The following is a 26,430-nucleotide window of genomic DNA, read 5'->3' as shown; positions in this document are numbered from 1 at the left end:
AGAGAGGGATCAAGCTGTTCAAACCGGCCAGCTCCCTGAAAATCATGCGGAAATCTGACTTGTCCCGTTGATTTAGTCTTGATTGAGTCAAAGCTACTGATCTAAACGGGCCGGGCCAGATCGCTCCAAAAGCTGCCGGTACAACGTTACAATTTTGTCTTGCACCTCGGATTGGCTCAGGTGATCTGTGTCGATCAAGATGGCATCGGGGGCAGGCCGCAAGGGAGAGATGAGCCGTTCGCTGTCGCGGCGATCCCGCTGCTCGATTTGCGCTTTCAATTCTTCGAGAGGCACCATTTGCCCTTGGGCTTGGAGTTGGTGTTGCCGACGCTGCGCCCGCTCCCCAACAGAAGCGGTCAAGAAAACCTTCAGCTCTGCATCAGGAAAGACGTGGGTGCCGATATCCCGCCCCTCCAAGACAGCACCGCCATCCCGGCCAATGCTGCGTTGCCGCTTCACCAGCTCCTGGCGTACTCCCGGCACTGCCGCCACGTGAGAGACCCAGCGGGTCACTTCCGGAGAGCGAATGGCCTGGGTAATTTCTTCGCCATCGGCCCAGATGCGGGTCGGCTCTGTCGAAGAGGTGCCGCTCTGCAGGGTGAGCTGGGTTTGGGCGGCCAGTTGGGTGAGTTGCTCGGCATCGTCCAAAGGGATCCCTCTTTGCAGCGCCAGCCAAGTGATGGCCCGATACATGGCTCCGGTATCCAAGTAGAGCAGTTGCAGTTGGGCTGCCACTGCCCGCGCCACGGTGGATTTTCCAGCTCCAGCCGGGCCGTCAATGGCAATCAGCGGGCGACGCGGGGGAGAAGTCGTGCCGGAAGAAGGGGGTGCCGCATGCTGGACTCTCTCCGGCAAGGGATCCCCTTGCTCCGGGGAAAGGAGCAGGTTGTCGATCAGGCGAGTTTGCCCCACATAGGCAGCAATGGCCAGCAGGCCCTTGTCTTCCACCCGCGGCAGCGGTTGCAGCGTTTGGGGATCCACCAATTCCAGGTATTGCAGTTGCAGCTCTAGGGTATGCTCCAGCTCAGCACGGGCGGCGGCAAGGATCCCTTCTGCTGAGGGATCCCCGGCCCGCCAATGGTCATATCCTCGACGCAAGGCCCGGTATAGCCCGGCGGCCACCTGTCGTTCAGCAGCAGAAAGGTAGCGGTTGCGGGAGCTACAGGCAAGGCCATCGGCTTCTCGCACCGTGGGGCAAGGAACAATCGTGGTGGGTATTTGCAGATCCCGAACCAAACGCTGAATGATCGCCAGTTGCTGGGCGTCTTTTTGGCCGAAGTAGGCCCGCTGCGGCTGTACCAGGTTCAGCAGTTGCAGCACAATGGTGGCTACACCGCGAAAGTGGCCAGGTCGGTGGGGGGCGCAGAGGGTCTGCAGAAGGGATTCGGGGGGCATGACCCAGGTGCGGTCGCTTCCAGTTGCCGGATTGGCTCCCATCTCCTCCGGGTCGGGCGCAAACACCACATCTACATCTGCTGCCTCGCACAAGGCCCGATCCCCCTCCTCGTCGCGGGGATAACGATCCCAGTCTTCGTTGGGGCCAAATTGCAGCGGATTGACGAAAATGCTGACCACCGTGTGGTCACACTCTTGCCGGCAGCGGCGGATTAGGCTGAGATGGCCCTCATGCAGGGATCCCATCGTGGGCACCAAGCCAACTGTGGATCCCCGCCAATCGGCTACCTGCTCCCGCAAAGCAGCAACTGTGCGCAGCCAGTGCATTGCCATGCCACCTCAATCTCTCTCTCCCCTATGGGTTTTCTCCAACCCCCCCAAAGGCTGCTCCTACAGGCCGATCTTGTTGCTGCGTTGATACTGCCTGTAGGCTGCCACGAACAAGCCCGCCAAGGTGACCACCACCATTCCCAACACGATCCCCAACAAAATTGGCTCGATCACAGCACAGACCTCCCAGTTAAACCTAAATCATGATAAGCCAAGCCCAAACCCATCCTCACCCTTTCCTGTCAAGGGAATTGAGCGGGCATCCTCGAATACAATGCAGGGAATCGGCGAAGCCGTTGAGGTTGCACACCCACAACCCATGAGATCAATTGCCTTGTCCGGGGATGGCGGAGACTTGAAGGGGCGCCTGTCCGAACTGGAAGAGCAACTGCGCCCTTTGGCAGACAAGGCCGTTCCCCTGCTGGTGGCAGACTCCGATCCGGTGCAGGTGTGGGCGGCAGTTTTGACTTGCCAGCGCTTGGGGATCCCGCTGTTCTTGGGTAATCCCCACTGGGGAGAACGGGAATGGGGACAGGCTTTGGCGGATATGGGATCCGGCTGGTGCTGGCGCCAGGGCCGACTGGAAGGGGATCCCGCCCCCTTGAATCTGCGCCTGCGGGATTTGCGGGAAGCTGTGCCCAGCTCCCATTGGCCGCTGATCGGCATCCCCACGGGTGGCTCTGGCGGCCAAGTGAAATGGGCCCTGCACTCTTGGCTGACCCTCAGCGCCTCGGCCAAAGCCCACCAACAGCACTTTGCCGTTGGGCCTGTACACAGCTATTGCGTTCTGCCCCTGTACCACGTCAGCGGCTTGATGCAGGCAGTCCGATCCTGGCTGAGCGGTGGGCAGTGGGTTGTCTGGGATTGGAAACGGCAACAGCAGGCCGAGTCTTGGGATCCCCCTCTGCCGGGGAGCTTTCTGTCGCTGGTGCCCACTCAGTTGCAACGGCTGTTGCTCAACGCCCATCCAGCGGTCTTGGAGAGCCTGCGCCAATTTCGGGCCATTTTGGTCGGTGGTGGCCCCACCTGGCCCAGCTTGCGGCAACAGGCCCGGCAACTTCACCTTCCCCTTGCCCTCACCTACGGTATGACCGAGACCGCCTCCCAGGTGTGTACGTTACTGCCAGAAGCCTTTTGGCAAGGGAGCGACAGTCTGGGTCGGCCTCTGCCCCACGCCACGCTCCAGATCCGCAGCCCACAAGGGGATCCCTCCGTGGGCACCCTTCACATCTGGGCAGAGTCGCTGGCGCTGGGCTACTACCCTCAGCCCACACATGGCTTGCAGGAATGGCAGCAGCAAGGCTTCGCCCCTGGCGATTTGGGCTACCTAGACCCCCAGGGATGTCTCCATTGGTTAGGTCGAGCCGATGACCTAATCCTAACCGGCGGGGAAAAGGTGATGGCTGCAGAAGTGGAAGGGGAGATCCGAGCCAGCGGCTGGGTGGAAGATGTGTGCGTGTTGGGCCTACCGGATGCCGAATGGGGGCAGCAGGTGGTGGCGGTGGTCGTCCCCAAAACGGGGATCCCCAAAGAGCTGGAAATGCACCTGAAGCAACACCTAAGCCGCCAACTGAGTCCCTTCAAGCACCCCAAGCACTGGCTGTGGTGTACCGGGATCCCGCGCAACCCTCAGGGCAAAGTCAACCGCCAACAACTCCGGCAGTGGGCAGCTCAGACGTTGGGGATCCCAACGCAGGCAAGTTAGCGGGATCCCTCCCGAATGCCCAGACGGGCTAAATCTCGCTTGATTTCAAAGGCCAATTCTCGGTTGTGCGGCTCCGTGGCCAAAGCTTTTCTCAAGTAGGCTTCCGCCTGCTGATAGCGCCCCTCGTAGATCAAATGGTTGCCGAAGCGCTGGTAGGCCAACGCCAAGATGTGGATGGCCTCGCTGGAGTTGGGAAACCGTTTCAGCAGCGCCTCCGCCTGGGCCACCGCCGTGGGCAACTTCCGCTCCCGCCAGGCTGCCTTGACGCGGGCAATCCCCTCCTTGAGCCCTTCCGGATTGGGCTGCTCTGCCGATGAGGGGCCTATGCTGCGAATGACCACCCGCCTTTCGCCGGCAGCAGGAGAGCTGGGTGGAGATTGACGTTGTGCAGATTGACGTTGTGCATCGTAGCGCCGCCGCTGCTCAGGGTCGCTCAGCACTTGGTAGGCTTGGTGGATTTGTTGGAAACGCTCTCGGGATCCCTCCCCTGCCACATCAGGGTGAAACTGCCGCGCCAACCGTCGAAACGCCTGTTTAATCTCTTCAATGTCCGCTGCAGGAGATAGGTTCAGGATCGCGTAGTAATCCATAAACGGTGGCGCAACTAAGGGATCGGGAAAAGACCTGGCCAAAAACCAGCTCTAGTCTATCGCTGCGGCCCCGGCTTGACCAAGGGATCCCACCAAGCGCTTGGTTCTCCCGCTTCCCTCAGCAGCAGGGATCCAGTGTTAGACTTTGCCCAAGTTGTTTGGAGCCTCCATTCCGGCCTATCGAGGATCCCTTCCTGTTGCCCAACTTCATTGCAACTTGGCTTTTTTATTTCTATCTGTTATGAGTGAAGCGCTTCATCAAGCTCTTGCCAATCGAGATCTAAAACAATTATTGGCCCATTTGCAGCGGGGGGAAGATGTAAATGCTGTCGATGCTCAGGGAATGACCTTGCTTCACAAAGCGACACTCCTTGGCCATCTGGGACTGCTGGACTTGCTCTTAGTATATGGCGCCTCCCCCAATGCCTTAGATCCCACAGGTGCTACCCCTCTCCATTTGGCTGCCGCCAGGGGTCAGGTCAAGCTGGTGGAGCGTCTCTTGAGGGCAGGCAGTGATATCAATCTCCCAGATAACCATGGCTATACCCCTCTCCATCGGGCTGCTTTAACCGATCAGGTAGAAGTAATCGGTCTGCTCATCCAAAAGGGAGCCAACACCGGTCGTGTTCTCCACTGGGCCACAGCCACCGGTCGAAAAAGCATTCTGGCCCGCCTACTATCCAAGGGAGTGCCGGTGGATGCCACTGACGAAACAGGCCGAACCCCTCTGCATGAAGCCGCCACCCGAGGGGATTTGGGCATCGCTCGCTTTCTGCTCTTGTACGGGGCCAATGCCAATGCGCGCAACCGATTCGGGGCGACACCGATGCACTGGGCTGCTTGGGAAGGACACATCGAAATCCTGGAGCTTTTGCTGGAAAATGGAGCCGAACTAAACCCTCGCAATGAAGATGGGCATACCCCCTTAGCCTATGCACAAAAACGCCAACACAGGCTGGCTGCTCAATGGTTACAAGATCGAGGAGCAACTCTTTAGCTTAGTATCAAGTTTGGCATAGAGAGTAAAACAAAAGTTAATGAAAATGCTGCTATTTCAAGTCATAGGGTATTTGGTCTTCCTCCCTTCTCATGAGATGGGGTTTGAGAGTGAGGGTAACCCCTACAGAAAAAAGGAGAGAGGCTGTTAGGCTTTCCTCCCTCCAGTCTCTTCGTCGCGGTTAGCGTTAACGCCAGCTAGATTCTAACTGATTCTTCCACCTGATTCAACTTTTTTCTAGAGTTTCTCTTGAGCCCAACATAAATTTTTGAACGACAAAACAAGACATAGGACAGACAGTTTGTCCCAAAAGGTTGGTCTTTTTCCTTAGCTTCTGACAAGTTTGCAAAGGAAACTAGAGCAGCAATCTTTGTATTCGGTCTTGTCTTCCGGTTCCCGAAGCCAGATTGCCCCCTTCCAAAGCCATAACCCTCAGCCGCTGTTGCTCCTTTACACTGCCACCTCCACAGATTGACATGAGCAAGCAAAAAATCTCTCTATCAACTGACTCTGACTCTCATTAGCACAGAACCTTGCTTAGCCTTGGAGAGGAGAAAAAGGGATCCCCGCTGACGCAGATGGCCAGTTCCGCCAGTGCAGGATCCCTGCCGCATCCAAGACAAGAGAGGAAGACTGATGGATACAACTCCACCACTCAACCGAGTAACAGCATAGCTTTATTGAGATTGAATTGCAATACCTAGCCAACGTAAGAGGAAATGTTCTTGACAAAACTGCTTCAAGTAGTCGTTTCAAGTTAGGGTGAGACGCTTGGGCTACTGAGGAGAGCCTTCTGATTCCCTGTATTCAAGGCTTTAGGTATGGGTGCAGTGTCCCAGTTTGAATCGAAATGGCCACAAGCAGAGTACCTGGGCTAAAGGGTAATTGGCCAAGATTTGCAGTTTCAGCCCTCTTGAGAGGATAGGTCGCGGAGTTGTGGGCACAGCACAGGTTCAAGGGGGGGTGAGGGGCTGATAGCAGTCGTGGTTCTTATTACCCTCTATTTCAACTGCTCGCGTAGCGGGCCGGAGGCCTTAGCAGGAAGCAACCGGTCGTTTGTTTCACCTTGACGGTGAGATAAATGACTACGCGTTGCGGAACAGTAGGTAACCTCACTGCCATTCAAATGCCGTGGCGGGCGAAAAATCAAACCTTGGCCCAATGGATCCCTAGCCACGATAGCTGAGTCGCCTGGCGGGAGATCGAACCTGACGGCGTTTTCTGCGCCAGCGTTTCCAGCGGGAGACCATCCAGTCGCTTAGGCTGTGGTTCACCGATCCCAGTTCCAACCCCATCCCAATCCAAAAGAGCATCTCGGCGTGAACTTGCAGCAATTGCCAGAGATCGCTGCCCCACACCCAGGGTTGCCACATCCACCAGCCCAACCGGGATCCCAGCCAAGCCCCCAGCAGGCCAGCTCCTCCTGCCCATAGGCTCAAGTACAGTACCCGCACGGCGGTGCCCACAATCGGCCCATGAGACCAAAAGGAGCGATGCCGCATCCACTTGCGGTAGGGCAGCCAAATCCAGCGCAAGAACAGCCAGCGTTGATACTGTCGGGAACAGGTGTCCAGATCTCCAGAAAACATCAGGCCGCTGAACAGATAGGCGGATCCCACAGCCAGGGCAACTGTGGTGCTGTTCCCCAACACACCGGCGGCTAGGGTGATGCCGGGGGCCGTCCAGAGGGTAATGCGATCGTGGGTGGATCCCAGCGGCATAAAGCCAGAGCAACAGTACACGACTGCGGCTCAGTCTACCCGCAAGCAAAGGAGAAAGCCTGCTCCAGCCCTGGGATCGCTCCGCCGGATCTTGAAAAACTTAAGCCTGCTGCTCCCCAGGGATCCCTCGATTCAGGCGATCCAACACCTGCAACTGTCGGTAGAGCATTTCAACCCGTGGCAGATGGATCCCAGCTTGTCGAGCGTACTGCAGTGGGTTGCCGAAGATCACCTGCAGTTCCAGAGGACGTTTGCGCTCATAGTCGATTTTCATGCTGGTGCGGTAGGGGGCCATTTTCTCGGTGTTGGTGAGCATTTCTTGGATCAGGGAGTCGGGAAGCAGGCGATCACAAGCTGCAGCTCCCTGTATCACCTCCTGCATCAGCGTTTCCGCCAAAGCACGGGCCTCAGGGTCTCGAATCATTTGCTGAGTATCGGCATTGAACACCACCGAGAGGCCGTTGAAGGGAATATTCCAGACCAGTTTCTGCCAGCGGGCCAACATCAAATCTGGAGAGAGAGAGGTCGGGATCCCTGCCCGTTGAAAATCGGCTTGAACTTGTTGAAGGCGGGGCGTGATCCCTTGGGGGGCATAGCCAGGGCCGTACTCTGCCAGCAGCACCGAACCGTAATCCAGATGGTGAATGTGGCCGGGGCCAACCTTATTGGAGCTGATGAAGCAGAGGCCCCCCATGACCCGCTCTGGGCCAACGCAATCGGCAATCTCGGGTTCCACCCCCAGCCCGTTTTGCAACAAGATCACCACGCCATTCTCGGCCAACACAGGCGGGATCAAGTGCGGCAGAAGCGCATTTTGGGTGGCTTTCAAAGCCACGATCACGCCTTCGCAAGCCGGCATGTCCTCCACGGCTGCGTAGGCATTCACCTGGGGCAAATGAAAATCCCCCCAGCAGGACTGCACCCAGAGGCCGCTTTGGCGAACATGGTCATAGTCGCTGTGCAGCAGAAAATGCACCGAAAAGCCCGCCTGTTGCAATTTCGCCCCATAAAATCCTCCCAAAGCGCCCGTGCCCAAAACAGCGTAGCGGCGGGTTTCCGGCAACCAAGACATGGCAGTGAGTTTCGGCAGGTCATCCCTAAAATACCGCACCCCAGCGCCGGCTCAGGACTTGATCTTTGCTGTTTTGTCTATCAACAGCACCCGCTCTTCTGCATCGGTTTCCCGCAGATGGACTCTCACCGTTTGCTCCGGTTCTGTGGAAAGCTGACAACCGCAGTAATCGGGCTGGATGGGGAACTGCCGGTGACCCCGGTCGATCAACACCGCCAATCGCACCCGTTCCGGTCGCCCAAAGTGGTTTAGAGCCTCCAAAGCTGCTCGCACGGTGCGACCGCGAAAGATCACATCATCCACCAGCACCACTTCTTGGCCGGTCAGGTCACGCGGCATTTCGCTGCGATCTGGGGTGCGCAACCCACCGGCACTCAAATCGTCGCGGAAAAAAGTGATGTCCAGCTCCCCCACTTGGGGCGGGATCCCCAGCAGAGTGGCAATCCGATCCCGCAGGCGGTAGGCCAGGGGAACTCCCCGGGTGCGAATGCCGATCAACGTCAACTTTTGGAGGTGGGGATGATCCCTGCCGATCGCCTCTGCCAGACCCTCGATCAGCCCGGCCAACTGCTCCGCATCGAAGACCTCGATCTCGGACATGGATCCCTGTCGCCCCCTCGCCAATCGCGGATCTGGTCTGTAGAAGACTTTAACAAAACGCGCGGAATTCCCCACCCTCTGTAGGGTGGGGATGGATAGCGCCACTGGATTTGTGGAGCACTCAGAACTGGGACAGGTGGGGGTAGGATAACGCATATGGCAACCAGAAGGCAGACCTTTCGACTGTATCCCAGCAAAGCTCAGGAAAAGGCTTTGCTCGAGGCTCGTCGTCTGCACTGCTACCTCTACAACGCCTGTGTCAGCCACCGGGAAACCGAGTACAAGCTCCACCGCCGAACGGTGACCTACCTGGAACAGCAGAACCTACTCCCCGAATTCAAGCAGGTGTGGGGGGAGTTTGCCCAACTGAACTCCCAAGCCCTGCAAGCCACCGTCAAGCGGGCGGATTATGCTTACCAACGGTTCTTTCGAGGACTGAGTAGGAAGCCGAGGTTCAAGTCCATTCGCCGGTATTCGGGCTGGACGTATCCTGCTCGGTCGGGGTGGAAGGTCAACAGCACGGGAAAGCATGGCACGGTCACACTCAATGACTTGGGCATTACCCTGAAAATGCGCGGTCAAGCCAAGCATTGGGGCGTGCCAACAACGCTGACCCTTGTCTACAAGCCGTCCCGGCGGCAGTGGTTCGCTTCGTTTACGGTTGAGGTTGCCATACCAGAGCCTAAGTTTGGGTCGCAGTCGGATTTGCGATATGAGTCCATCGTTGCCTATGACTTGGGTACAGAGACCGCCCTGACGTTGTTTGACGGGGCGGAGTTTCGGGAGATTACTAATCCCCGCTTTACCCAGCGGAGTGAGGAGAAGATTCGCAGAGTCGCCAGACTGAAGCGCAGAAAGCGTGCCCCTAAAAAGGGCGTAAAGGCTTCCAGGAGATGGAAGAAAATTCACCGGCGGGAAGCGCAACTGCAAGCAAAGGCTGCTCGTCAGAGAAGAGACTGGCAACACAAAGTTACGTCAGAGATAGCTTGTCGTTATGACGTCGGCGTAACGGAGAAGCTGCATGTCAAAGGGATGACCCGCAAGGGTGGGAAGCGCAAGGCAGGGCTAAACAAGTCGATTTTGTCGGTGGGGTTCGGTACATTGAACCAGATGATTACCTACAAAATCGAGCAGAAAGGTGGTTTAGTTCTCATGTTTCCTACGCAAACCCTCAAGCCCTCGCAACGCTGTCCCAAGTGCGGGGCAGTCCACAAGGAGTGGGCGGACTTGAGCAACCGCTATCATGTCTGCTCGGCTTGTGGGTTTGAGGTACCGAGGGATCGGGGTTCGGTGATGGTGATGTACAACGTTGCCACTAATCGGCAACCGGGGTTGGGAACCAGCCTCGTGAGTCTTGGATGCTTCAGCTCTACTTCAAAGTCCTGCGGGTCTATGAAGCAACTGGGGCAGAGGAAGAGACTAAAATCCTGCCGTCAAGGGGATGGGGCATCAGAAACCCCATCCGCCTATGCGGTGGGGTAGTCCATGATAGCCCAATCTGCCGGCGGGATCCCTATCCGGTAAGATAAAACCAGAAGCAATTCCCAAGCCATGGAGGTTTCCTTGAGGGAGGGATCCACGATGTCTGTTGCTTGGCTGGCTTCGGTTCTGGCGAGGCGGTCTTGGCTGAGCCGTTTCCTGCGGGGGATGGTGCTTTGCGGGCTGATACTCTGCCTGGGGGTTACTCCGCTGGGATCCCCGGCCCAGGCAGAGGACTACACCAAACGAGATCTGCAGGGGGTGAGCTTTGCAGGGCAAGACCTGAGCGGCTGGAAGTTTCTCAAGGCCAACCTGCGGCAAAGCGATCTCAGCCACGTGAAGGCGGCAGGGGCAAACCTATTCGGGGCCAATCTCAGCAAAGCCAACTTGCGCGGGGCCGACCTGCGGGGGGCCACTTTGGACATGGCCAACTTACAGGGTGCGGATCTGCGAGAAGCGCAACTGCAGGACAGCATGATGTGGCTGGCCCGAGTCGAAGGGATCCAAATTGATGGGGCGGATTTCACCAATGCGTTGATACGGCAAGACGCCCTCTCCATCCTTTGCGAACGGGCCACCGGCGTTAACCCTGTAACCGGTCGGGCCACCCGCGACACTCTTGAATGTGACTGATCCTCACCCCCGGCTCTTCTCCCAGAGGGAGAGGGGAGATAGGCAGCAGAACCCATCGCCTCACTGCCCTCTGGAATCCGGATTTTAGGAGCTGGGAGCGGCTGCCTCAGAACGGGTGGGCTTGCGTTGAAACTGGCTGAGCAGCGAATTCCAGGCCAAGCGGGCCATCGACAACAGCCAATTGCCCTCCAACTCCCTAAACAAGTCCATGTTCAGCTTGAAGGCATAATTGGCCTCTGCCACAATGCGGTCGATGGTGGCTTGATCCAGCCCCAATGCATCCATCTGGGCACGGTAGCGCTGCTTGAACTTGCCCTCGTGGGGGATCTGCTCGAAATCGTAAAAAGCTGTTCCTTCCCCTGGCGGCAAGCCCATGGCCCGGCGGGCGATGTTTTTGAGGATTTGACCGCCCGACAAGTCACCGATGTAGCGGGTATAGGCGTGGGCGATCAGGAGAAGTGGATCTTTTTCCACCACTTCTCGGATGCGGTTGACATAGACCTGGCAGGCAGGGGAGGGCTTGACCAAAGAGCGCCAGTTGGGGCCAACAAAATAATTTAAATCCTTCTCCAGGCTGGCCTTGCGCCACAGCTCTGGGTAGTAGAGCCGGCCCACCAGGGGGTGCTCTCGCAGTTGGGCAAAGCCTTCTTCCAAAGCGCTGTAGACAAAGTAGAAATTGCCCAGGTAGCGGCTGTAGGCCCGTTTATCCACCACTCCCTTCAGGAAACACTTGATAAAGACCATGTTCTCGGCCATGGTGTGGGACTGCTTGGTGCCCTCTCGCAACTGGGCCGACAAGCTGTGGTCCCGGTTATACAGATCACTTTTTTTATTCTGATTGTTCTGACTTTGACTCACAAAACCCTCCTCGCCAACAAACTGTGCTTCATTAGATCACCCGCAGATCACCCGCAAGCCATCCCGAGGTTCCCCCAGCCTGAGAAGCTTTGTAAACCCATTCCCGATCCTTTCTCATGATTGATGGCTCCGCGTCTTGCCCCCTAGCCTGCATCAACAGCGTGCATCTCAAAAGCGACAAAGACCGGCGCCGCGTCCACCCTGGCGACCGGCTGAGCCTGTCAGAACCACCCCTCCGATCCCCACGGTCGACCGGAAATCCGAGCTGGAGCAGCGGATGATCCGCAAAAACGGTTAAAGATTAGAATAATCTGCTTGAGTGTGAATGGATGTGAACAATCCTTAAGGCATGGCGGAAACCGCCCCTGCCCCGGCAGCCAAAAGGGGATCCCCAGCGGTTTTGCCGAGATTTTCCAGGTGCGCCCCCACGGGATCCGGACAGCCCCTCGACCTTTGTAACGTTCGTTGACGATCGTTGGCGGGGTTTCTATAATGGAAGGCCTGACTGCAGCGCGACCCCTCCCGAGCAACGCATGACACAATTAGCAGTGCCATCCCCTGTCGCTCCTACCTTTCCTGACCTGGTGGAGATTCAGCGGGAGAGTTTCTTGTGGTTTTTGCGAGAAGGGTTTGAAGAGGAGCTTCTCAGCTTTTCCCCCATCATCGATTACACTGGTAAGCTGGAGCTGCACTTCCTGCCTGAATATCGCCCTGGGGATCCCTCCAAAGGGTACAAGATCAACCGCCCCCGCTACGACCCTGAGGAGGCCAAGCGGCGGGATGCCACCTATCAAGCGCAGATCCGGGTGCCCACTCGCCTGATCAACAAAGAGACCGGCGAGATCAAAGACATGGACGTCTTCATCGGCGAACTGCCCTTGATGACGGATCGGGGCACCTTCATCATCAACGGCGCCGAGCGGGTGATCGTCAACCAAATTGTGCGCAGCCCCGGCGTCTATTACAAATCGGAGCTGGACAAAAGCGGGCGTCGCACCTACAGCGCCAGCCTCATCCCCAACCGCGGTGCCTGGCTGAAGTTCGAGACCGACAAAAACGGCCTGGTGTGGGTGCGCATCGACAAAACCCGCAAGCTCTCGGCGGCAGTTCTGCTGAAAGCCTTGGGCCTGAGCGACTCCGAGATTTACGACAACCTGCGCCACCCCGAATTCTTCCAGAAAACCATGGAGAAAGAGGGGCCCTACACCGAAGAAGAAGCCCTAATGGAGCTGTACCGCAAGTTGCGGCCCGGGGAACCCCCCACCGTATCGGGTGGCCAGCAGTTGCTGGAATCCCGCTTCTTCGACCCCAAACGCTACGATTTGGGCCGGGTAGGGCGCTACAAGCTGAACAAAAAGTTAAACCTCAACGTAGCCGAAAGTGTGCGGGTGCTTACCGTCACCGACATTTTGGCCGTCATCGACTACCTGATCAATTTGGAGTACGACATCGGCCATGTGGACGACATCGACCACCTGGGCAACCGCCGCGTGCGCTCCGTGGGCGAGCTGCTGCAAAACCAGGTGCGGGTGGGCCTGAATCGCCTGGAGCGGATCATCCGAGAACGGATGACAGTCTCCGAGTCGGAAAACCTCACCCCGGCCTCTTTGGTCAACCCCAAACCCTTGGTGGCGGCCATTAAGGAGTTCTTCGGCTCCAGCCAGCTCTCCCAGTTCATGGATCAGACCAATCCTCTGGCGGAGCTGACCCACAAGCGGCGGCTATCTGCCCTGGGCCCCGGCGGCCTGAGTCGGGAACGGGCCGGCTTTGCCGTGCGGGACATCCACCCCAGCCACTACGGCCGCATCTGCCCCATCGAAACTCCAGAAGGCCCCAACGCCGGGTTGATTGGATCCCTGGCCACCCACGCCCGCGTCAACCAGTACGGCTTTATCGAAAGCCCCTATTACCGGGTCGAGAACGGCGTGGTGCGCAAAGATCTGGGCATGGTCTACCTCACCGCTGACGAAGAGGACGAGTACCGCGTGGCCCCGGGGGATGTGCCGGTGGATGCCGAGGGCCGCATCACTGCCGACTTGGTGCCGGTGCGCTACCGCCAAGAGTTCACCACCGCCCACCCCACAGAAGTCCACTACGTCCAAGTGGCGCCGGTGCAGGTCATCTCGGTGGCCACCTCCTTGATCCCCTTCCTGGAGCACGATGACGCCAACCGTGCCTTGATGGGAGCAAACATGCAGCGGCAGGCGGTGCCCCTGCTCAAGCCGGATCGGCCCTATGTGGGCACTGGCCTGGAAGCCCAGGCGGCACGCGACTCCGGCATGGTGGTGGTGTCGCGCACCAATGGCGTGGTGACCTATGTCTCCGCCGACGAAATCGTGGTGCGGCCAGACGACGGCGGGGATCCAATTGTCTATCGCCTGCAGAAATACCAGCGCTCCAACCAAGACACCTGCCTCAACCAGCGTCCCCTTGTCTATACGGGGGATCGGGTGGTGGCTGGCCAGGTGCTGGCGGATGGCCCGGCGACCGAAGGGGGCGAGTTGGCTTTGGGCCAAAACGTGTTGGTGGCCTACATGCCCTGGGAGGGCTACAACTACGAAGATGCCATCTTGATCAGCGAGCGGCTGGTCTACGACGATGTCTTTACCTCGGTACACATCGAGAAGCACGAGATCGAGGCCCGGCAAACCAAACTGGGCCCTGAGGAGATTACCCGCGAAATCCCCAACGTGGGGGAAGATGCCCTGCGGGACCTGGATGAGAACGGCATTGTGCGCATTGGGGCTTGGGTGGAGGCCGGCGACATTTTGGTGGGCAAAGTCACCCCCAAAGGGGAGTCGGATCAGCCCCCAGAAGAGCGGCTATTGCGGGCCATTTTCGGGGAAAAGGCTCGGGATGTGCGGGACAACTCGCTGCGGGTGCCCAACGGCGAGCGCGGTCGGGTGGTGGATGTACGCATCTTTACCCGCGAACAGGGGGATGAGCTGCCTCCCGGCGCCAACATGGTGGTGCGGGTCTACATTGCCCTCAAGCGCAAAATCCAGGTGGGGGACAAGATCGCGGGCCGTCACGGCAACAAAGGCATCATCTCCTGCATCTTGCCGATTGAGGACATGCCCTACCTAGCGGACGGCACACCGGTGGATGTGGTGCTCAACCCCTTGGGGGTGCCTTCCCGGATGAACGTGGGCCAAGTGTACGAGTGCCTGCTGGGCTGGGCAGCAGAACATCTGGGAGTGCGCTTCAAGCTGATGCCCTTTGATGAGATGCACGGTTTAGAAGCCTCCCGTCTGACGGTGGAGGCCAAGCTGAGGGAAGCCCGAGAGAAGACCGGCAAGGACTGGATCTTCAACCCGGAAGGCAGGTACTGCGGCAAAATCCAGGTGTTTGATGGTCGCACCGGGGAGCCCTTCGACCAGCCCGTTACGGTAGGCCGCGCCTACATGCTGAAGCTGGTGCACTTGGTGGATGACAAGATCCATGCCCGCTCCACCGGCCCCTATTCTTTGGTGACCCAGCAACCGCTGGGGGGCAAGGCGCAGCAGGGCGGCCAGCGCTTTGGGGAGATGGAGGTGTGGGCTTTGGAGGCGTTTGGGGCAGCCTACATCCTGCAGGAGTTGCTCACCGTCAAGTCCGACGACATGGTGGGGCGCAACGAGGCTCTCAACGCCATTGTCAAGGGCAAGCCGATCCCTCGACCCGGCACGCCGGAGTCCTTCAAGGTGCTGGTACGGGAGTTGCAGTCCCTCTGCCTAGATGTGTCTGTACACAAGGTGGAGGTGGACAGCGAAGGGCAAACCCACGATGTGGAAGTGGATCTGATGGCCGATACCTCCAACCGTCATACTCCCTCTCGACCCACTTATGAATCGGTTACGGCTGAGGATCTCTCGCCATCACCCGCCTTTACCAGAGTGCTCCGCACCGCTGACGCGAATGCCAGCCGCAGCCTTGAGGAAGATGAGGACGAGGAGGAGGAAGAGGACTTTTGAGGGTTGAGAGCGCTCCCCACCCCTGACGCGAACGTGACGGGGATCCCCTTCAACCCACGAAGGAGGGTGGGGCTTCCCTCTCCTTTGGGTTCAGCAAGCCAGGAGGAAAACGGCGATGGCCAAAACAGAGCAACGCTTTGACTATGTCAAAATCGGCTTGGCTTCTCCAGAACGGATCATGGAGTGGGGCCAGCGCACCCTGCCGAATGGTCAAGTGGTGGGGGAAGTCACCAAGCCCGAGACCATCAATTACCGCACCCTCAAGCCGGAGATGGATGGTCTTTTCTGTGAGCGCATCTTTGGGCCGGCCAAAGACTGGGAATGCCACTGCGGTAAGTACAAGCGAGTACGGCATCGGGGGATCGTCTGCGAGCGCTGTGGGGTGGAGGTGACCGAGTCGCGGGTGCGCCGCCACCGCATGGGCTACATCAAGTTGGCCGCTCCGGTCACCCACGTTTGGTATTTGAAAGGGATCCCCAGCCACATCGCCACCCTGTTGGATATGCCACTGCGGGATGTGGAGCAGGTGGTATACTTCAACGCCTACGTAGTGGTGGATCCGGGCAATGCCCAGAATCTCTCCTACAAACAACTGCTGACGGAGGATCAATTCCTCGAGATCGAAGATCAGATGTACGAGGAGGGATCCGAACTGCAACTGCCGGAGAACTGGGCGATGATCGGGGCGGAGGCCATCGAGCGCCTGCTCAAGGATATCGACCTGGAAAAAGAGGCGGAGCAACTGCGGGAGGAGATCACCACTGCTCGCGGCCAAAAGCGGGCACGCCTGATCAAGCGGCTGCGGGTGATCGACAACTTCATTGCCACCGGATCCCGTCCGGAGTGGATGGTGTTGCGGGTGCTGCCGGTGATCCCGCCGGATTTGCGTCCCATGGTGCAGTTGGATGGGGGCCGCTTTGCCACCAGCGACCTCAACGATCTCTACCGTCGTGTGATCAACCGCAACAACCGTCTGGCCCGGCTGCAGGAGATCATGGCGCCGGAGATCATTGTGCGCAACGAAAAGCGCATGCTCCAGGAGGCGGTGGACGCGCTGATCGACAACGGTCGGCGGGGGCGCGTAGTGGCGGGGGCCAACAACCGTCCCCTCAAGTCCCTCTCCGACATCATCGAGGGCAAACAGGGGCGCTTCCGGCAAAACCTGTTGGGCAAACGGGTGGACTACTCCGGGCGTTCGGTGATCGTGGTGGGGCCCAACCTGCGCATGCACCAGTGTGGCCTGCCCAAAGAGATGGCCATCGAGCTGTTCCAGCCCTTTGTCATCCACAAATTGATCAAGCGGGGCATTGTCAACAACATCAAGGCCGCCAAAAAGCTGATCCAAAGCAACGACCCGCAGGTTTGGGATGTGCTGGAGGACGTGATCGACGGCCACCCGGTTTTGCTCAACCGCGCTCCCACGCTGCACCGCCTGGGGATCCAAGCTTTTGAGCCAATCCTGGTGGAGGGAAGGGCGATTCAACTTCACCCTCTGGTTTGCCCCGCCTTCAATGCTGACTTCGACGGCGACCAGATGGCGGTGCATGTGCCCCTTTCTCTGGAAGCTCAGGCGGAAGCGCGCCTGCTGATGCTGGCCACCAACAACATCCTCTCCCCTGCCACCGGCGCTCCCATCATCACCCCCAGCCAAGATATGGTGTTGGGGTGCTACTACCTGACGGCGGACAACCCCCACGCGCCAGATATTGGCGATCGCTTCTTCGCCAGCTTGGAAGATGCTCTCATCGCCTACGACCGCGGTGCTATCGGCCTGCACAGCAAGGTCTGGGTGCGCTACCACGGCCCGATGGAGTTGGGCAAGGGCGAAAAAGAGTCCGAGCCGCAAATCATCGAAGAAGCGGGCGGCATCCGCCTCAAGATCACCAACTACCGCCGTATCCGCGAAGATCAAAACGGCAACGTGATCAGCCAGTACATTCGCACCACGCCGGGCCGGATCATTTTTAACAAGACCGTGCAAGATATTTTGTCTGCGTAGTTCATCCTCTGCCGTAGGACGGCTCTTCTCTCCCCTCTCTCCTCTTCTCTCTAGCGAGGCATCATGAGCGAAAAAGGACGATTTTCCGCTGGCCTGTCGCGGCAGGCTGCCGACGGCAACAAAGCCGACGCCCCTTTGCCCCCTGTGCCCTTTCGCAACTATCAAATTGGCAAAAAAGAGCTGCGTAACCTGATTGCCTGGTCTTTTGCCCGCTACGGCACAGCCCGCACCGCTCAGATGGCGGATGCTCTGAAGACCCTGGGCTTCAAATACGCCACCCAGGCAGCCGTCTCCATCAGCGTTGAAGACCTGCGCGTTCCCCCCAGCAAGCGGCAGTTGTTGGCACAAGCGGAAGCCGAGATCGAGGCGGCCACCGAGCGCTACACCCGCGGGGAAATCACAGAGGTGGAGCGCTACCAAAAGGTGATCGACACCTGGAACCAGATCAACGACCAGATCAAGGAGGAGATGCTCAGCAACTTCCGCCAGAACGATCCCCTTAACTCCGTCTACATGATGGCCAACTCGGGGGCGAGGGGGAATGTCTCCCAGGTACGGCAGTTGGTGGGCATGCGCGGCCTGATGGCCAACCCCCAGGGGGAGATCATCGATTTGCCCATCAAAACCAATTTCCGCGAGGGCCTGACCGTTACCGAGTACATCATCTCTTCCTATGGGGCCCGCAAGGGTTTAGTGGATACGGCTCTGCGCACCGCCGACTCCGGCTACCTCACCCGCCGTTTGGTGGACGTGTCTCAGGATGTGATCGTGCGGGAATCCGACTGCGGCACTGAGCAGGGCATTCTCCTGGAATACCTGATGGATGGGGACAAGGTGGTGGTGTCTTTGGAGGAGCGCTTGGTGGGCCGAGTGCTGGCGCGCGACGTGGTGCACCCAGAAACCCAGGTGGTGCTTGCCCGTCGCAACCAAGAGGTGGATCACGACCTGGCCAAGACGATTGTGGAGGCCGGCATCCGGCAGGTGATGGTGCGTTCTCCCCTCACCTGTGAGGCCAACCGCTCCGTGTGCCGGATGTGCTACGGCTGGAGCTTGGCCCATTCCCGCTTGGTGGATCTGGGGGAAGCGGTCGGGATCATCGCCGCCCAATCGATTGGGGAGCCGGGCACCCAGTTGACCATGCGCACCTTCCACACGGGAGGCGTGTTTACAGGGGAGGTGGCCCGCCAAATTCGCGCCCCCTTTGCGGGTATGGTGCGGTTCCCGAAAAATCTGCGCACCCGCCCCTTCCGTACCCGCCACGGCGACGATGCTCTACAAGTGGAGGTAAACAACCAAATCATCTTGGAAGGCCCAAACGGTCAACGGGAGTCCTTCGACATGACTCAGGGATCCACCCTGCTGGTGCGGGACGGAGCCCAGGTGCAGCGGGATCAGTTGATTGCAGAGGTGTCCCTGGCCAAGGCCAGCCGTAAGAGCACCGAGAAAGCCCAGAAAGAGGTGGTGGCCGACCTGGCCGGAGAAATTCGCTTTGCCGATCTGCCCATCGAGGAGAAGACTGACCGCCAGGGTAACACCACCTACACTGCCCAGCGGCAGGGATTGATCTGGGTGATGTCTGGACAGGTGTACAACCTGCCTCCGGGGGCCGAGCCGGTGGTGAAAAACGGGGATCGGGTGCAGGCGGGGGATGTGATCGCCGAAACCTCGCTGGTGACGGAGCATGGCGGCATTGTGCGGCTACCGGAGCGCAGCGACACCAGAAGTGGGCGCGAGGTGGAGATCATCAACGCTTCGGTGGTGTTGCGGGAAGCACGGGTACGGGTGGAATCCCACCAGGGGCGGGAACAATTTTTGCTGGACACTTCCAGTGGGCAGACCTTTGTTCTCAAGGCTACTCCGGGCACCAAAGTGGGCAACGATGAGGTGGTGGCGGAGCTGATCGACAACCACTTCCGCAGTCAGACAGGAGGCTTGGTGAAGTTCGCCGGCATTGAGGTGGCACGGCGCGGCAAGGCCAAGCAAGGTTACGAAGTCATCCAGGGCGGCACCCTGCTGTGGATCCCGGAAGAGACCCACGAGGTGAACAAGGACATCTCCCTGCTGAACGTGGACGACGGCCAGTATGTGGAAGCGGGCACCGAGGTAGTGAAAGACATCTTTTGCCAGAATGCCGGTGTTGTCGAAGTCATCCAGAAGAACGACATTCTGCGGGAGATTGTCATCAAGCCGGGATCCCTGCATCTGGTGGACAACCCCGCCGACTTGGAAGTGAAAAGTGGCACCCTAATCCAGCCAGGGCAACCGGTGCTCAGCAGCATCGTTCCCGACCGACTGGTCTACCTGGAACACGTGGAAACTCCCGAAGGCCCAGGCTTGCTGCTGCGTCCGGTGCAGGAGTACGAGATCCCCGACCGGCCCTTGGTGCCCACTCAAGAGTCCACCAGCGAGTCCGGTCGCTCCATTCGTCTGCGGGCGGTGCAGCGGGTTCCCTTCAAAGATGGGGAGCGGGTGAAGTCGGTAGGCCCTGTAGAGCTCCTGCGCACCCAACTGGTGCTGGAAATCGATACCGACGCCCCACAACTGAAGGCCGATATCGAGCTGATCCAAGATGAGAAGGATCCAGATATTCGCCGCCTGCAACTGGTGATTCTGGAAACCCTGTTGCTGCGCCGCGACGTGGAAGCGGATCTGACGCAGGGGAGTACCCACACGCGGCTGTTGGTGAAGGAAGGAGACTCCATCGCCAGCGGAGATGTTATCGCCCGCACCGAAATCCAAGCCAAAAAGGCCGGGATCGTCCAAGGGATCCGCGAGGGAGCGGAGGTGGTACGGCGGGTGCTGGTGATTACCGACGACGATCTGGTGCAGGTGCCCCTGACGGGCCCAGCCAATGTGGAAGTGGGGGCGCTGGTGCGGGCTGGGGACGAGCTTGCTCCCGGGATCCCTTCTCCACAGTCGGGACAGGTAATGCAGATAACGGACGGCCAAGTGGTGTTGCGGATAGCGCGGCCCTACTTGGTTTCTGCGGGTGCCATTCTGCAGGTACGGAATGGCGATCTGGTGCAGCGGGGGGATTCCCTGGCCCTCCTGGTGTTTGAGCGGGCCAAGACGGGGGACATCATCCAGGGTCTGCCACGGATTGAGGAGCTGCTGGAGGCCCGCAAGCCCAAGGAAATGTGTGTTCTGGCCAAGCGGCCCGGCACCGTTCAACTGAGCTGGCGGGGAGAAGAGCCAGATCTCAAGGTCATCGAAGCCGATGGCACGGTTAGAGACTATCCTGTGCTGCCGGGGCAGAGCTTGATCGTGGTAGATGGACAGCCGGTGGGGGTGGGGGATCCCCTAACCGATGGCCCTGCCAACCCCCACGACCTCTTGGAGATCTACTACGAGTACCATCGCCAAACCTTGGGAGATGACCAAGCCGCACGGTTGGCTCTGCGGGAGGTGCAGCGCTTCTTTGTCAACGAAGTGCAGAACGTCTACCGCTCCCAGGGGGTGGAGATCTCCGACAAACACATCGAGATCGTGGTGCGCCAGATGACCTCCAAGGTGCGGGTGGATGATGGTGGCGACACCATCCTGTTGCCGGGGGAGCTGGTGGAGTTGCGGGAAATCCAGCAGATCAATGCCACCATGGCCATTACCGGAGGGGCGCCGGCCAAATATACGCCCGTCCTGCTGGGGATCACCAAGGCCAGCTTGAACACTGACAGCTTCATCTCGGCGGCCAGCTTCCAGGAAACCACCCGCGTGCTGACTGAGGCGGCCATCGAGGGCAAATCCGACTGGCTGCGCGGGTTGAAAGAAAACGTGATCATCGGGCGCTTGATCCCGGCAGGCACGGGCTTCACCACCTACGAGGAGATTGCCGCCGAGCCGGAGCCTGACGAAGAGGAGGAAGAGCCTGCGGTGTTGCCGGAGCTGCCGCCTCGTTTGATCTTGGAAGATGATCAATTGATCGACGATTCCACCCCTGCCTTCGACGAGCTAGAGGAGGATGACGACGAGGAGGAGTGAGGCGCTGGGGATCCAGGATTGGGCCACTTTGCAAACTGAAATCGTCAGTTGCTGCCGCTGTCCCCGCTTGGTGGCTTGGCGAGAGTCAGTCGCCCTTCAGAAGGTGGCCCGTTTTCGGGAGCAGTCCTACTGGGGCAAGCCCGTTCCGGGATTTGGGGATCCGCAGGCGCGGCTGTGGGTGATCGGGTTGGCGCCGGCAGCCCATGGGGGCAACCGCACCGGGCGGGTGTTTACCGGGGATCCCAGCGGGGACTGGCTGTTTCGCGCCCTGTACCGAGCCGGGTTTGCCAATCAGCCCACCTCTACCCACCGAGAGGATGGCCTGCAATTGCAGGATTGCTACATCTCGGCAGTGGTGCGCTGTGTGCCCCCGGAGAACCGCCCCACCGCCATAGAAGCCAAGACCTGCCTGGGCTACCTGAAGCAAGAGCTGGAGCTGCTAACCCAGGTGCGAGTGATCCTGACGTTGGGGCATTTTGCCTTCCAACACGCTCTGATGCTCTTGTCGCCTCTCAGGCCCCGCCCCCGCTTTGGCCACAACTGCGTTATTCCCCTGGCAGAGGGTCGCTATTTGCTGGCGTCTTACCATCCCAGCCGGCGCAACACCGCCACACGGCTGCTGACGGAGCCGATGTTGGATGCCGTTTTCGCGCAAGCCCAGCAGTTGCTGTCTGGTAAGCCAGCCCGACCGGCTGAGGATTAGGCGGGTTGCCAAGATTCGAGGCGATAGGCACTGTCCCAAAACAGCCATTCCAACCGGGAGGCAGTGACAAAAGCTGCCCTCATCTTTTCCCGCAGCGGTTCTGTAGCCTGCTGAGCGACGGAGTCGGTGATGTCCAAAGCCTGCTGCACCACTTGGGCAAATTCTTCCCCGGCGTAGGTGTCGATCCACTGTTGGTAGGGATTGTCAGGCTGCGCGGTGCGATAGATGGCGGATCCCACCTCTCGGTAGATCCAAAAGCAGGGCAGCACAGCGGCAATGGCCACCTCATAGGGATCCACAGCCGCCGCAGCCAACAAAAAACGGGTATAGGCGAAGCAGGCAGGGGCATAGGCTGTTTCGGGTTGAATGTCGTAGAGGCGAAAATAGCTTTCGTGCAGGCTGCGTTCGGCCACAATGGCTCCCAGGGCAAAGTTCAAGAAACTCACCACCTGCTCAGCCCCTTCGGAACGAGCTCCAATCAAGGCCAGGGCGCGGGCAAAGTCGGTGAGATAAAGAGCATCCTGCTGCAAGTAAAACTGGAACCGCTGCCGCGATAGGCTGCCCGCTGCCAACTCTCGGTTGAAGGGGTGATCGAGGATTTGCTTGTAGATGGGCTGAATGGCTTGCCAAAGGTGGGCTGTAAAGGACTGGGGCATGGCGACCGTCTCTCGGCGTTTGGTCTTCAGCTAGAAATTGCAGGAGCCCCGCACTGTACCTATAAAGTCAGTGTTGGGAGGAATGCTATAATAATACTGCGGGCACCAGAAACGGTTTTTTTTAAGGCACTGGTAACGGTCGATTGGGGGTGCAGTAAACCACCCCAGAGGCTCGTGGTTGGCTTGCTAACTGCAGGGCTACTAAAAGCCCGCTCCGTACCGCCTAGCGGTTGGTGTCGGGTAGTTTACTCGATTGGTGATTGACCTGACCAGGGCCAGCACCTCTGCTGGGGCTGAGGCTTTCTTCATTTTGAATCTCAATTAGGCTTCGGGCATGAGGGGGCGGAACCCATGCTTGCGAGAAAGCTGCCCGATCAGATCCAATTTCTCAAGGGTGATCAAATTACGGCCCCAACTGAAATTGGTGTACAGCCCCTCAAACTCCAGCAGCATGGATTCAGCAAAGCAGGCAAAAAGCTGACGGGCCGGGTTGGCCACATTCAAAAACTGCATGATGTTCCATTCAATATCCAAAGAGTGCTCCACCATCCCCCCGTCAATGACGTAGAGTCCCTTTCGCTGCAAGCTGGAGGCGATGTTCTTTGGGTAGCCACCGTCGATGATGACACAGGGATCCGGCAAAACTTGGGGATCGAGGGCCATGCCTTGGCTCATGCTGGCCACCCAAACGATAAAGTCAGCGCGGGGCAGGGCCTCTTCCAGCGAAGAGATCTCCCCCTGCTTGAGCTTGGCCTGCAATTCCTCCAGACGCCGTCGCTCTCGGGCGATGAGCAACAATTTGCCCAAGTGAGTGTGGGCCACCAACCATTGACAAATGGCGCTGCCGATATCTCCGGTCGCCCCCACCACCGCAACCGTAGCGGCTGCCAAGTCCATGGCGTAGCGCTGGGCCGCCAACTGCAGTTGCTGGCAGATGATGTAGGCCGTGTGGGTATTGCCGGTGGTAAAGCGTTGGATCTCCAAGTCAATGTTGCGGACTCGCCGGAGACTGTCGAGGCGAAAAGTCTCAAAAATGATGCTGCTAAATCCCCCCAAAGCAGTAATGTTCAAGCCGCGCCGCTGGGCTAGGGCCATGGCATTCAACACTTTCCGACAAGCTGCCTTCACCCGTCCCCCCGCCAACATCTCCGGCAAGAAACAGGATTCGACGTACTGCCCATAAATCTTTTGGCCGGTGATGCTGGTTACCGTGATCTCGTCCACCACCTGAGGGGGAGCCATGCACCAGAACTCCAGGTCGCTCTCCGCATATTCGGAATAACCCAGCTTGTCTGCCACCCGCTTCGCATGGGCCAGGCTGGTCAAGTGCCCAATCAGGCCGAACATAAAGGTTTACCCGCTTGGATAACTGATGGATCCCATCAAAACATGTCCATACCCGCCTGTAGCCAGCCTAGAACTGCAGTCCGCCGGCAGAGGATGAATGCTGAGGTGGGTCATGCTGCCCGCAAACCCTGGGCAGAGAGGCGCATCACCTCGCGGGTGCTGAAGCCGATGTTGGCCAGCGCCTCGCCATAGGCAATCATAAAGTCCTCGACAATGGCCTCGCGATCCATGTAGATGGCTTCCACATCCTTGTCCACCTGCTGCAGCATCTGCCACACCAAAGGCAGGTTCTGGGCGTTGGCCGCTTCGATCTGCCCTTTGACTTCGCCAAAATGCTCCCCTAGCCAGCGCTCGCCAAAGTTGAGGTGCAGATATTCATCCTTGACCACCCCCTCGGTGATCTTGCGGGCAAACTCATCGGCGACGGGGATGTAGATGTTGTAGGCGGCAATGGCAAAGCATTCGATGATCAGGGACTGAATGACCAAGCAGGCAACCAGATCTCCGGCTGCTGCCGCCTTTTGGAAGTTGTGGCGCAAAGGGGCGAAGAAAGTGCGGGCAAACTCCCTATCCGGCTCTACCTGCAGGTTTTTGCCGCAGGATTGAAAGCCTTTCATGTGCCGCAATTCCATCTTGGCCAGCTTGTGCAGCTCCTCTGCCCCTTCCGGCAACATCTCGGCCAGCTTGAGGTAGTTGTCGTGGGCTTCTTGTTCCCCTTCGATCACAATGCCGTTGATGCGAGAGTAGGCCTGCCGGTAAACCGCGCTGCCATAGTCCAAGGTGGTGCCACCCTCATCGGCTAAAGGCTGGGGGGTATTGGGCAGGACGTTCACTGGGGCCATACTCATGCATCTCCTCTCGGTGTTGTTTGGGTGTTGTTGATTGTCTATGCTGACTCGACAATCGCCTCGATTGCAGTTGAATCGCTCTCTTAATCAGAATAGCTGTAGCTGCCGCAGAATTGGCGGGATTCCTTTTGCGGAATGATAGGGGTCTGCTAGGGTGAGGGTTCGAGTGCCGTTGTGGAGCCTGCTGTATGTCTGCTCTTGGGGATGGCCTGAACCAACTGCGCCAGTTGCTGGTGGAGCTGGAGGAACGATCCCTCGATCAGCCGATTGGCAGTGCCGAGGAGGTGTTGCAGGCCATTGAGCTAGCCACGGCTTTTGAGCTGTTTGAGGCGGAGAGCAGCGGTTTGCTGCTGCAGATTGTGGCCAATCTCTGGGATCGGGTACGGCAGCAGGATTTGTCTCCAGGGGAGATTCAGACGGTATCGGAGAAGTTGCGGGCGGTGGGCTATACCGATGCCGAAATTCAGGAGATCCTGGACTTGGAGCCGGAGGACTAGCCCCATTTCCCCCTCTAGGCTTGAACCATGCCCAGCTCCACCGGTGTAACACCCGCTTCCATCTGAGTGGTGGCGTCGTAGCAAGCCCCTCGCAGGTTGGCCAGCTTGAGTTTGCACTGGGCAAGAAGGGCTCCTCTCAAGTTGGCCCCGGTGAGATTGGCCCCTGCCAGGTCCGCTTGGCTGAGATCGGCTTCGCTCAAGTCCGCTTCGGCCAGGTTGGCCCCACGCAAGTTGGCTCCTTGCAATCGGGATCCCTGCAGCTTGGCTTTCTCTAGGTTGGCCAGCCGCAGGTTGGATCCCTGCAGATCCGCTTGGCTGAGGTCGGCGCCGCTCAGGTAGGCCCGCTCCAGGTTGGCAGAGGCCAGCTTTGCCTGGCGGAGAATGGATCCCCCCAAGTCGATCCCGGCCAAGTCGGCCCCGGCCAGATCAGCTCCGGCCAGTTGGCTGTTGCTGAAGTCCCGCTCACCGCTGCCGTAGCGTTGCAACAGGTCTGCTCCAGTTTCCACCATCGCTGTTTTCCACACCGGACGAATGGATCCTACCTAGGAATAGAAGGGCCGCCAAGAGCACGCTAGGATAGGCGCAAGCCGTTTTCCGGGATCCCCCCTTATGAGCTTGCCCCGTGTGCCCCGAACTCGACCTCGCCCCAAGCTGCGCTCGATCCCTCGCCGCCAAACCGAATCCGCCCTCTATGCCGAAATGCAGCAGCTCACTGTCGAAAAGCAGCGGCTCAACCAAGAGCTAGAGTTTATTCGAGAGCGGCAAGGGCAAATCCACGCGCGACTTCAGGAAATCGAGCAGGCCATGCAACACCTTCAGCAGGAGGCAAAAGCCTTTCGGGATCCCGCTCCTGCCTCTGAACCCGCCCAGCTCAGATCTCGCCCTTCCCGCTTCCCACCCATGACCTTTGAGTACTGAGGGATCCCCTTGGTTAAGTCCCATCACTCTGGAAGATCGGAAAATCCAAAGCCAACCCAAGCAACAAGTTGGGGGATTTTGTAGCCAAATTAACTATTTGCTGCTCGTCTCAAGCCGACCCTAGAATCCAGGCCAGCGAACAGCCATTCTC

General features: G+C 58.8%; 21 protein-coding genes. 10 read left to right on the top strand and 11 right to left on the bottom strand.

The genetic code is table 11. The features are described from left to right. Positions 1-93: 93 nt before the first annotated feature. Together NW842_RS00735 and petG are read right to left on the bottom strand one after the other, a co-directional pair. Positions 94-1,722: a bifunctional pantoate--beta-alanine ligase/(d)CMP kinase gene (locus NW842_RS00735; RefSeq protein WP_414417298.1), complete on the bottom strand. Its 1,629-nt coding sequence runs from the start codon at positions 1,720-1,722 to the stop codon at positions 94-96. Positions 1,723-1,785: 63 nt separating this feature from the next. Next, a complete protein-coding gene (gene petG / locus NW842_RS00730; RefSeq protein WP_011433989.1) occupies positions 1,786-1,899 on the bottom strand; it encodes a cytochrome b6-f complex subunit V in 114 nt (37 codons plus the stop codon). Between the two features lie 100 nt (positions 1,900-1,999). Here petG and NW842_RS00725 point away from each other — a divergent pair, with 100 nt between their 5' ends. After that, entirely contained in the window at positions 2,000-3,430 is a 1,431-nt protein-coding gene (locus NW842_RS00725; RefSeq protein ID WP_414417274.1) for a 2-succinylbenzoate--CoA ligase, read from the top strand. Here NW842_RS00725 and NW842_RS00720 read toward each other — a convergent pair. Then, complete coding sequence (locus NW842_RS00720; protein ID WP_011433991.1) at positions 3,427-4,020, bottom strand: J domain-containing protein; 594 nt, start codon at positions 4,018-4,020, stop codon at positions 3,427-3,429. The genes NW842_RS00725 and NW842_RS00720 overlap by 4 nt on opposite strands. A 241-nt stretch (positions 4,021-4,261) precedes the next feature. On the opposite strand from NW842_RS00720, the gene NW842_RS00715 reads away from it, so the two are divergent. Next, positions 4,262-5,017, top strand: coding sequence for an ankyrin repeat domain-containing protein (locus tag NW842_RS00715; protein WP_414390095.1), 756 nt, complete (start codon positions 4,262-4,264; stop codon positions 5,015-5,017). A 1,169-nt stretch (positions 5,018-6,186) separates the two neighbouring features. Here the strand turns inward: NW842_RS00715 and NW842_RS00710 are convergent. From NW842_RS00710 to pyrR, 3 genes are all read right to left on the bottom strand, one after another. Next, complete coding sequence (locus NW842_RS00710) at positions 6,187-6,759, bottom strand: metal-binding protein (RefSeq protein WP_414341609.1); 573 nt, start codon at positions 6,757-6,759, stop codon at positions 6,187-6,189. A 79-nt stretch (positions 6,760-6,838) separates the two neighbouring features. Next, entirely contained in the window at positions 6,839-7,810 is a 972-nt protein-coding gene (locus tag NW842_RS00705; protein ID WP_414341611.1) for a putative 2-dehydropantoate 2-reductase, read from the bottom strand. 51 nt (positions 7,811-7,861) lie between these two features. Next, positions 7,862-8,410 (bottom strand): bifunctional pyr operon transcriptional regulator/uracil phosphoribosyltransferase PyrR, encoded by a 549-nt coding sequence (gene pyrR, locus NW842_RS00700; protein ID WP_011433996.1) that lies wholly within the window; start codon positions 8,408-8,410, stop codon positions 7,862-7,864. Positions 8,411-8,566: 156 nt separating this feature from the next. Here pyrR and NW842_RS00695 point away from each other — a divergent pair, with 156 nt between their 5' ends. Further along, positions 8,567-9,892, top strand: a complete 1,326-nt coding sequence (locus tag NW842_RS00695) for an RNA-guided endonuclease InsQ/TnpB family protein (RefSeq protein WP_414417273.1) — start codon at positions 8,567-8,569, stop codon at positions 9,890-9,892. A gap of 99 nt (positions 9,893-9,991) precedes the next feature. Next, complete coding sequence (locus NW842_RS00690; protein ID WP_414356737.1) at positions 9,992-10,522, top strand: pentapeptide repeat-containing protein; 531 nt, start codon at positions 9,992-9,994, stop codon at positions 10,520-10,522. 84 nt (positions 10,523-10,606) lie between these two features. Here the strand turns inward: NW842_RS00690 and NW842_RS00685 are convergent, their stop codons facing one another. After that, positions 10,607-11,320 carry a heme oxygenase (biliverdin-producing) gene (locus NW842_RS00685; protein ID WP_414417272.1) on the bottom strand — a complete coding sequence of 238 codons (714 nt, stop codon included), beginning with the start codon at positions 11,318-11,320 and terminating at the stop codon, positions 10,607-10,609. Between the two features lie 593 nt (positions 11,321-11,913). Here NW842_RS00685 and rpoB point away from each other — a divergent pair. From rpoB to NW842_RS00665, 4 genes are all read left to right on the top strand, one after another. After that, the gene (gene rpoB / locus NW842_RS00680) at positions 11,914-15,333 is read left to right on the top strand and encodes a DNA-directed RNA polymerase subunit beta (RefSeq protein ID WP_414417271.1); all 3,420 of its coding nucleotides are present in this window, start codon (positions 11,914-11,916) and stop codon (positions 15,331-15,333) included. 115 nt (positions 15,334-15,448) lie between these two features. Continuing rightward, positions 15,449-17,332, top strand: a complete 1,884-nt coding sequence (locus NW842_RS00675; protein ID WP_414382414.1) for a DNA-directed RNA polymerase subunit gamma — start codon at positions 15,449-15,451, stop codon at positions 17,330-17,332. Between the two features lie 63 nt (positions 17,333-17,395). Continuing rightward, positions 17,396-21,310 (top strand): DNA-directed RNA polymerase subunit beta', encoded by a 3,915-nt coding sequence (locus NW842_RS00670; protein ID WP_414417270.1) that lies wholly within the window; start codon positions 17,396-17,398, stop codon positions 21,308-21,310. Continuing rightward, complete coding sequence (locus tag NW842_RS00665) at positions 21,291-22,013, top strand: uracil-DNA glycosylase (protein WP_414373603.1); 723 nt, start codon at positions 21,291-21,293, stop codon at positions 22,011-22,013. Before NW842_RS00670 ends, NW842_RS00665 begins: the two co-directional genes overlap by 20 nt. Here NW842_RS00665 and tenA read toward each other — a convergent pair. The 3 genes from tenA to NW842_RS00650 all read right to left on the bottom strand — a co-directional run bounded on the left by tenA (position 22,010) and on the right by NW842_RS00650 (position 24,858). Beyond that, positions 22,010-22,669 carry a thiaminase II gene (gene tenA, locus NW842_RS00660; protein WP_011434003.1) on the bottom strand — a complete coding sequence of 220 codons (660 nt, stop codon included), beginning with the start codon at positions 22,667-22,669 and terminating at the stop codon, positions 22,010-22,012. The genes NW842_RS00665 and tenA overlap by 4 nt on opposite strands. Positions 22,670-22,990: 321 nt before the next feature. Further along, positions 22,991-24,016 (bottom strand): long-chain acyl-[acyl-carrier-protein] reductase, encoded by a 1,026-nt coding sequence (locus NW842_RS00655; RefSeq protein WP_011434004.1) that lies wholly within the window; start codon positions 24,014-24,016, stop codon positions 22,991-22,993. A 110-nt stretch (positions 24,017-24,126) separates the two neighbouring features. After that, positions 24,127-24,858 carry an aldehyde oxygenase (deformylating) gene (locus NW842_RS00650; protein ID WP_414417297.1) on the bottom strand — a complete coding sequence of 244 codons (732 nt, stop codon included), beginning with the start codon at positions 24,856-24,858 and terminating at the stop codon, positions 24,127-24,129. Between the two features lie 194 nt (positions 24,859-25,052). Here NW842_RS00650 and NW842_RS00645 point away from each other — a divergent pair, with 194 nt between their 5' ends. After that, a complete protein-coding gene (locus NW842_RS00645) occupies positions 25,053-25,361 on the top strand; it encodes a hypothetical protein (RefSeq protein ID WP_414330858.1) in 309 nt (102 codons plus the stop codon). Positions 25,362-25,375: 14 nt separating this feature from the next. On the opposite strand, the gene NW842_RS00640 is transcribed toward NW842_RS00645, so the two are convergent. Next, a complete protein-coding gene (locus NW842_RS00640; RefSeq protein ID WP_041436747.1) occupies positions 25,376-25,870 on the bottom strand; it encodes a pentapeptide repeat-containing protein in 495 nt (164 codons plus the stop codon). Positions 25,871-25,970: 100 nt separating this feature from the next. On the opposite strand from NW842_RS00640, the gene NW842_RS00635 reads away from it, so the two are divergent. Further along, positions 25,971-26,279 (top strand): gas vesicle protein GvpV, encoded by a 309-nt coding sequence (locus tag NW842_RS00635; protein WP_238376787.1) that lies wholly within the window; start codon positions 25,971-25,973, stop codon positions 26,277-26,279. Positions 26,280-26,430: the final 151 nt, after the last annotated feature.

Source organism: Synechococcus sp. R55.4 (genome assembly GCF_047461935.1).
Taxonomy (GTDB): domain Bacteria; phylum Cyanobacteriota; class Cyanobacteriia; order Thermostichales; family Thermostichaceae; genus Thermostichus.
This window is presented reverse-complemented; position numbering and strand designations above follow the sequence as displayed.